Annotated in this window: 6 protein-coding genes; all 6 read right to left on the minus strand. The window is 73.9% G+C overall.

What is annotated here, in order from left to right; genetic code table 11:
- Positions 1-989 (minus strand): M20/M25/M40 family metallo-hydrolase (locus N4P33_RS31465; RefSeq protein WP_260830353.1); only part of this gene is annotated, 989 nt, incomplete at its 3' end.
- A gap of 303 nt (positions 990-1,292) precedes the next feature.
- Positions 1,293-2,738, minus strand: coding sequence for a HAMP domain-containing sensor histidine kinase (locus N4P33_RS31470; protein WP_260830354.1), 1,446 nt, complete (start codon positions 2,736-2,738; stop codon positions 1,293-1,295).
- 1 nt (position 2,739) lies between these two features.
- Complete coding sequence (locus tag N4P33_RS31475) at positions 2,740-3,468, minus strand: response regulator transcription factor (RefSeq protein ID WP_260830355.1); 729 nt, start codon at positions 3,466-3,468, stop codon at positions 2,740-2,742.
- Between the two features lie 141 nt (positions 3,469-3,609).
- Complete coding sequence (locus N4P33_RS31480; RefSeq protein WP_260830356.1) at positions 3,610-4,215, minus strand: FMN reductase; 606 nt, start codon at positions 4,213-4,215, stop codon at positions 3,610-3,612.
- Entirely contained in the window at positions 4,212-5,300 is a 1,089-nt protein-coding gene (locus N4P33_RS31485) for an LLM class flavin-dependent oxidoreductase (protein WP_260830357.1), read from the minus strand. Before N4P33_RS31485 ends, N4P33_RS31480 begins: the two co-directional genes overlap by 4 nt.
- Before the next feature lie 304 nt (positions 5,301-5,604).
- On the minus strand, positions 5,605-5,927 hold a 323-nt coding region (locus N4P33_RS31490), incomplete at its 5' end, for a zinc-binding dehydrogenase (RefSeq protein ID WP_260830358.1).

The raw sequence follows: 5,927 nt of genomic DNA on the forward strand, positions 1-5,927 counted from the left end.
TGCCCGCCCGGCCAGGTCACCGTGGCCGGGTGGTCGCGCAGCCACGGATCGGCGGCGCACGCCTGCGCGACGCACCGCTCCAGGCCGGCGCGGGCGTCCGCCGGGTCCTCGCCGATCCGTACGCCGAGCCTGCCCTCCGCGACCAGCAGGTCCGGCACGCTGCTCGCCCAGTCACCGGCCCGCAGGGTCCCCACCGACAGGCCGTACGGGATGGGGTACTCGGCGAGCAGCGGGGACGGGTCGCGGTTGCGCTCGGTCTCCAGGGCGGCCAGCGCCCGGTGCAGCGGCAGATAGGCGTCGATCGCGCTGACGCCCCGCTCCCGGGAACTGCCGTGCGCCGCCTTGCCGGGCACGGCGATACGGAACGTCAGCGCGCCCGCGTTGGCGGTGATCAGGGTGCGGGCGGTGGGTTCGGCGATGACGCAGGCGTCGCCGGTGTGACCGCGTCGCAGGGTGCCGAAGGCGCCGAGTCCGCCGTCCTCCTCCCCGACGACGAAGTGCGCGGCGACCCGGCCGCGCAGCCGGATCCCGGCCGCGCGGATGGCGGTGAGCGCGGCGAGCTGCGCCGCGAGTCCGGCTTTCATGTCGCAGGCGCCGCGCCCGTGGACGACATCTCCGGTCACCCGGGGCACGAACGGGTCGCCGTCCCAGGCGGCGAGGTCCCCGGGCGGTACGACGTCGACGTGGCCCTGGAGGATCAGGGTGGGCCCGCCACCGCCGTCGGGGGTGGTGCCGACCAGGCCCCACGCCTCCTCCCGGGGCGCCTCCAGGCCCGGGAAGTCCGGGTGGGCGCGCAGCGCGGGCACGTCCATCGACCACAGGTCGACCTCCATCCCGAGCGACTCCAGCCGCCGGGCCAGCAGGTGCTGAAGCTCCGACTCGGCGGCACTCCCGGTCACACTCGGCACCGCGATCAATTCCAGCAGCGTCCGCCCGAGCGCCTCCTCGTCGATCGCCGCCAGCGCGGCGGCCTCCACATCGCTCAGCACGATTCCCACCCCTTCCGGGAGACCGGCCCATGCGACCCCCGACCTTTACATGCTCACGCCGACGAGCGGGTACGCGAACGAACGCCGCCCGCTTCCGGCCGCGCGGACGGGCCCCTGACCGGGACACGAACCGCCCGGAGACCAGCGCGGGCCGCCCCGGGGAACGCACACAGACCGGCGCGACCACGACCTGGCCTCACCGGAACCAGCCTCGGGCCGCGGGCCCGGATGAGCGCGAGCCGGGAGGGACCGCAGACCGGGAGGAGCCCCAGGCCCGTCCGCCGCGACGCAGCCCTCCCCGCCTCACGCCTCCCCCCGGGCCTCCACCCCCGCCACCGTGAAGCCGATGACCGTGCCGCCGCCCTCCCTGCGGAAGGCGTACGGGGCTCCGCCGTGGGTCAGGGAGACCTCGCGGACGATGGACAGGCCGAGGCCCGAGCCGGGGAGGGAGCGGGCGGCGGGGGCGCGGTAGAAGCGGTCGAAGACGCGGATCAGGTCGTCGTCGTCGATGCCGGGCCCCCGGTCCAGCACCTCCACCCGTACCGTCCCCGGCCGCGCCGGACCGGCGACCGCGATCTCCACCGGCCCGTTGCCGTCCCGGTCGAACTTGACCGCGTTCTCGACCAGGTTGGACAGCGCCCGCGTCAGCATCCCGGGCCGCCCCTCGGTCGTGGTGTCGCCGCTCGCCCGGACGACGATCTCCCGCCCGCTGCGGCGCCGGGCCAGCCCGGCGACGTCCTCGGCGATGTCGGCGAGGTCCACCCGCTGCGGCGGCTCGCTGTCGGACTGACCGGCCGCGAGATCGACCAACTCGTTGACCAGGTCGGTCAGTTCGCGTGCCTCCTGGGTGAGGTCGGCGACGAGTTCCTCGCGCGTGCCGGGCGGGAGTTCGTCGATCCGGCGCAACAGCGAGATGTTGGTGCGCAAGGAGGTGAGCGGCGTACGCAGTTCATGGCCCGCGTCCTGCACCAGCCGGCGCTGGTCCTCCTCCGACTGGGCGAGCCGCCCCAGCATCCGGTCGAAGGCGCGGCCCAGCCGGCCCACCTCGTCATGGCCCGCGACCGGCACCTGGATGCCGAGCCGCCGGGTGCGGGCGACGTCCTCGGCGGCGTCGGTGAGGACGACCAGCCGGCGCGTGATCCGCCGGGCCAGCCACCAGCCGAACAGACCGGCCGCGACGACCACCGCGCTCGTCAGGACCAGCGTGCGCCGCTGCAGCGCGCGCAGCAGATCCTCCGTGTCGGAGAACGACTGCGCCACCTGCACCGCGCCCCGGCTCCCGCCCAGCGCGACCGTCGCGACCCGGTACACCTCGTCGCCGACCCCGACGTCCCCGTGCGTGACGACCTGCCCGGCGGTGTCCGCCGCCGCGACCCGGCGGTCGGCCGCGACCACCGGCAGCCCGGGGCTGCCCGGGTCGAAGACGCTGCCGTCGGGCGCGAGCACCTGGACGTCGGTCCGGGCCGGCCGCACCAAATCGTGGCCGGGGGCGGTGGAGGAGAAGTCGACCGGCGTCATCCGGTTCTCCCGCACCTCCGCGCGCAGATCCTGCACGACCTCGTCGAACACGGACTGCTGGTCCACCCGTACCAGCCGGGCGGCGGCGCTGTAGGAGAGGAGGCCGACCAGCATGGTGACGGTGGCGGTCACCGCCGCGAACGCCACGGCGAAGGTCGTTCCCAGCGACAGCAGCCGCAGCCGCCGGCGCACCCGCGTACGGCCCGCGCCGCCGCCCGCAGCCGACGCCACCTCAGTCCTCCCGCAGCACGTAACCCACCCCGCGCACCGTGTGGATCAGCTGCGGTGCGCCGGGCTGGTCGAGCTTGCGGCGCAGATAGCCGACGTAGACGGCGAGGTTCTTGGAGCCGGGGCCGAAGTCGTAGCCCCAGATGCGGTCGTAGATGGTGGCGTGGTCGAGGACGACGCCCGCGTTGCGCAGCAGCAGTTCGAGCAGTTCGAACTCGGTGCGGGTCAGCTCCAGCTCCCGTTCGCCCCGCCAGGCGCGGCGGGCGCCCGGGTCCATGCGCAGTCCGGCGGCCTCGATGAGGCGGCCGGGGGGCTGCGGCTTCGACGGCGGCTGGGCGGGCGGGCCGCCGTCGGTCTCCGGGGCGGGGGCGGCCCGCCGCAGCAGGGCCCGCAGCCGGGCGAAGACCTCCTCGACGTCGAACGGTTTGACGACGTAGTCGTCGGCGCCCGCGTCGAGCCCGGCGATCCGGTCGGCGGTCTCGACCAGCGCGGTCAGCATCAGCACGGGGGTGCGGTCGCCCTCGGCGCGCAGCACCCGGCACACCTGGAGCCCGTCGATCCCGGGCATCATCACGTCCAGCACGAGCACATCGGGCCGGCTGCGGTGCGCCTGCGCCAGCGCCTCCACCCCGTCGGCGACGGCCGTGACCTCGTAGCCCTCCAGCGTGAGGGCACGCTCCAGGGCGTTCCGGATGGCCCGATCATCTTCGGCAAGCAGAACGGTGTGCGACACGCCCCCAGTCTGCCAAGCGTCAGCCCGGGCCGTCGGCCCGCCTGCGACGCGGGCCCACTGCACCCACCCCAGGGGCGCGGGGAACTGCGCGATCAACCACCCATGCCCCGCAGCCGCACACGACCGCGCCCACCCACCACCTCACCCGGCCGGCCGCAACGCCGCCAGCTGCTCCTCGAACGGCACCACCCTCAGCTCCCCGGCGTCATCGGCCCCCGGAGCCGTCGGCACCGCTCCCATCAGCCCCGCCAGCTCCCCCGCCGCCCGCTCGATCCGTGCGTCCAGCCCTTCCGCGCCCCAGTCCTCGGACGCGGCGTACACACCCGTGGGGACCACAACCGCACGCAGATGAGCAAAGAGCGGCCGCAGCGCGTGCTCCAGCACCAGCGAGTGCCGAGCCGTACCCCCGGTGGCGGCGATCAGCACCGGCTTCCCGGCCAGCGCATCCCGCTCCCGCACCCCGAGCACATCGAAGAACGACTTGAACAACCCGCTGTACGACGCCGAGAACACAGGCGTAACAACGATCAGCCCGTCCGCCCCCGTCACCGCGTCCATCGCCTCGCCGAGCTTCCGCCCAGGAAACCCGCTGGTGAAGTTGTGCGCGATGTCCACGGCGAGGTCACGCAGCTCGACCACCCGCACCTCGGCCGGGACCACCCCCGTGACCCCGGCCGCCAGCCGGTCCCCCAGCAGCCGTGTGGACGACGGCACACTCAGCCCGGCCGACACCACGACAAGCCTCATGCGACGGTCTCCTTCCTGGCCCCGGCCAGCAACGACGCGTGCGTCGGCGCGTCCGGCACGTCCGCCGGGCGCCCCTTGGCGAACTCCTCGCGCAGCACCGGCACGACCTCCTCGCCGAGCAGGTCGATCTGCTCCAGCACGGTCTTCAGCGGCAGCCCCGCGTGGTCCATCAGGAACAGCTGACGCTGGTAGTCGCCGGCGTACTCGCGGAAGCTCAGCGTCTTCTCGATCACCTGCTGCGGCGAGCCCACGGTCAGCGGCGTCTGCTCGGTGAACTCCTCCAGCGACGGCCCGTGCCCGTAGACGGGCGCGACATCGAAGTACGGCCGGAACTCACGCACCGCGTCCTGCGAATTGCGGCGCATGAACACCTGCCCGCCGAGCCCCACGATCGCCTGCTCGGGCGTGCCGTGCCCGTAGTGGGCGTACCGCGTGCGGTACAGCTCGATCATCCGCTTGGTGTGCTCGGCCGGCCAGAAGATGTTGTTGTGGAAGAAGCCGTCGCCGTAGTACGCGGCCTGCTCGGCGATCTCCGGCGAGCGGATCGAGCCGTGCCAGACGAACGGCGGTACGCCGTCCAGCGGGCGGGGCGTGGCGGTGAAGCCCTGCAGCGGGGTGCGGAACTTCCCCTCCCAGTCGACGACGTCCTCGCGCCACAGGCGGTGCAGCAGGGCGTAGTTCTCGACGGCCAGGTTGATGCCCTGGCGGATGTCCCTGCCGAACCACGGATACACCGGCCCGGTGTTGCCGCGCCCCATCATCAGGTCGACCCGGCCGTCGGCCAGGTGCTGAAGCATCGCGAAGTCCTCGGCGATCTTCACCGGGTCGTTGGTGGTGATGAGGGTGGTGGCGGTGGACAGCACGAGCCGTTCCGTGCGGGCGGCGATGTAGCCGAGCATGGTCGTCGGCGAGGACGGCACGAACGGCGGGTTGTGGTGCTCACCGGTCGCGAAGACGTCCAGGCCCACCTCCTCGGCCTTCAGCGCGATGGCGACCATCGCCTTGATCCGCTCCCGCTCGCTCGGCGTGCGCCCCGTGGTCGGGTCGGGGGTGACATCCCCGACGCTGAAGATCCCGAACTGCATGGCCGCTCACCCTCCGGTTTGTTTACGGTTCAACTATACGGCTGAACCATCCCCCCGGCGCGGGTATTCCCCCCGCACCCCAGCCACGCCAGGAGCTACGCGAGCACGCGACACCGCACGCGGCCACACCCCGGGGCCGCGAGAGACCACGCGAGCAGACAAGACGGCCCACCCCCACCCCAGGGGCGCGGGGCTGTGTCGATGTGCGGCTCCGCCGCGTGGGCGCGACCAGCCCCCCACGGCGCCGCAGCCGCACACCGCACCCCCGCCCACCACCGCCCCCCCACACACACCCTCCAGCGCCCTACGGAACCAGCACCAACCGCCCCCGCACCCCACCCTCCGCGAGCCGGGCATGCGCCTTGACCACGTCGGACAAGCCGTACGTCTCGGCGACGCGCAGCGTCAGCTTCCCCTCCTCCACCAGCCGCACCAGCTCCGCCAGCCGGGACCCGTCGGCCGCCACCTCCACCGCGGCCACCCGCACCCCGCGCTCCGCCGCCGGCTCGGCCGACGGAATGACACCGGCGTACCGGCCCCCGTCCCGCACCCAGGACAGCGCCCGCTCCCCGAGGACCGCCGCGTCCAGCACGGCGTCGAAGCCGCCCGCCCCCGGCTCACCGGCCG

The sequence above is a fragment of the Streptomyces sp. 15-116A genome (genome assembly GCF_025290915.1).
Classification (GTDB): domain Bacteria; phylum Actinomycetota; class Actinomycetes; order Streptomycetales; family Streptomycetaceae; genus Streptomyces.

Excerpts from the sequence above, each read along its gene's own strand:
- N4P33_RS31480 (WP_260830356.1), bottom strand. The coding sequence starts at position 4,215 with ATGAGGCTTGTCGTGGTGTCGGCCGGGCTGAGTGTGCCGTCGTCCACA.
- N4P33_RS31485 (WP_260830357.1), bottom strand. The coding sequence starts at position 5,300 with ATGCAGTTCGGGATCTTCAGCGTCGGGGATGTCACCCCCGACCCGACC.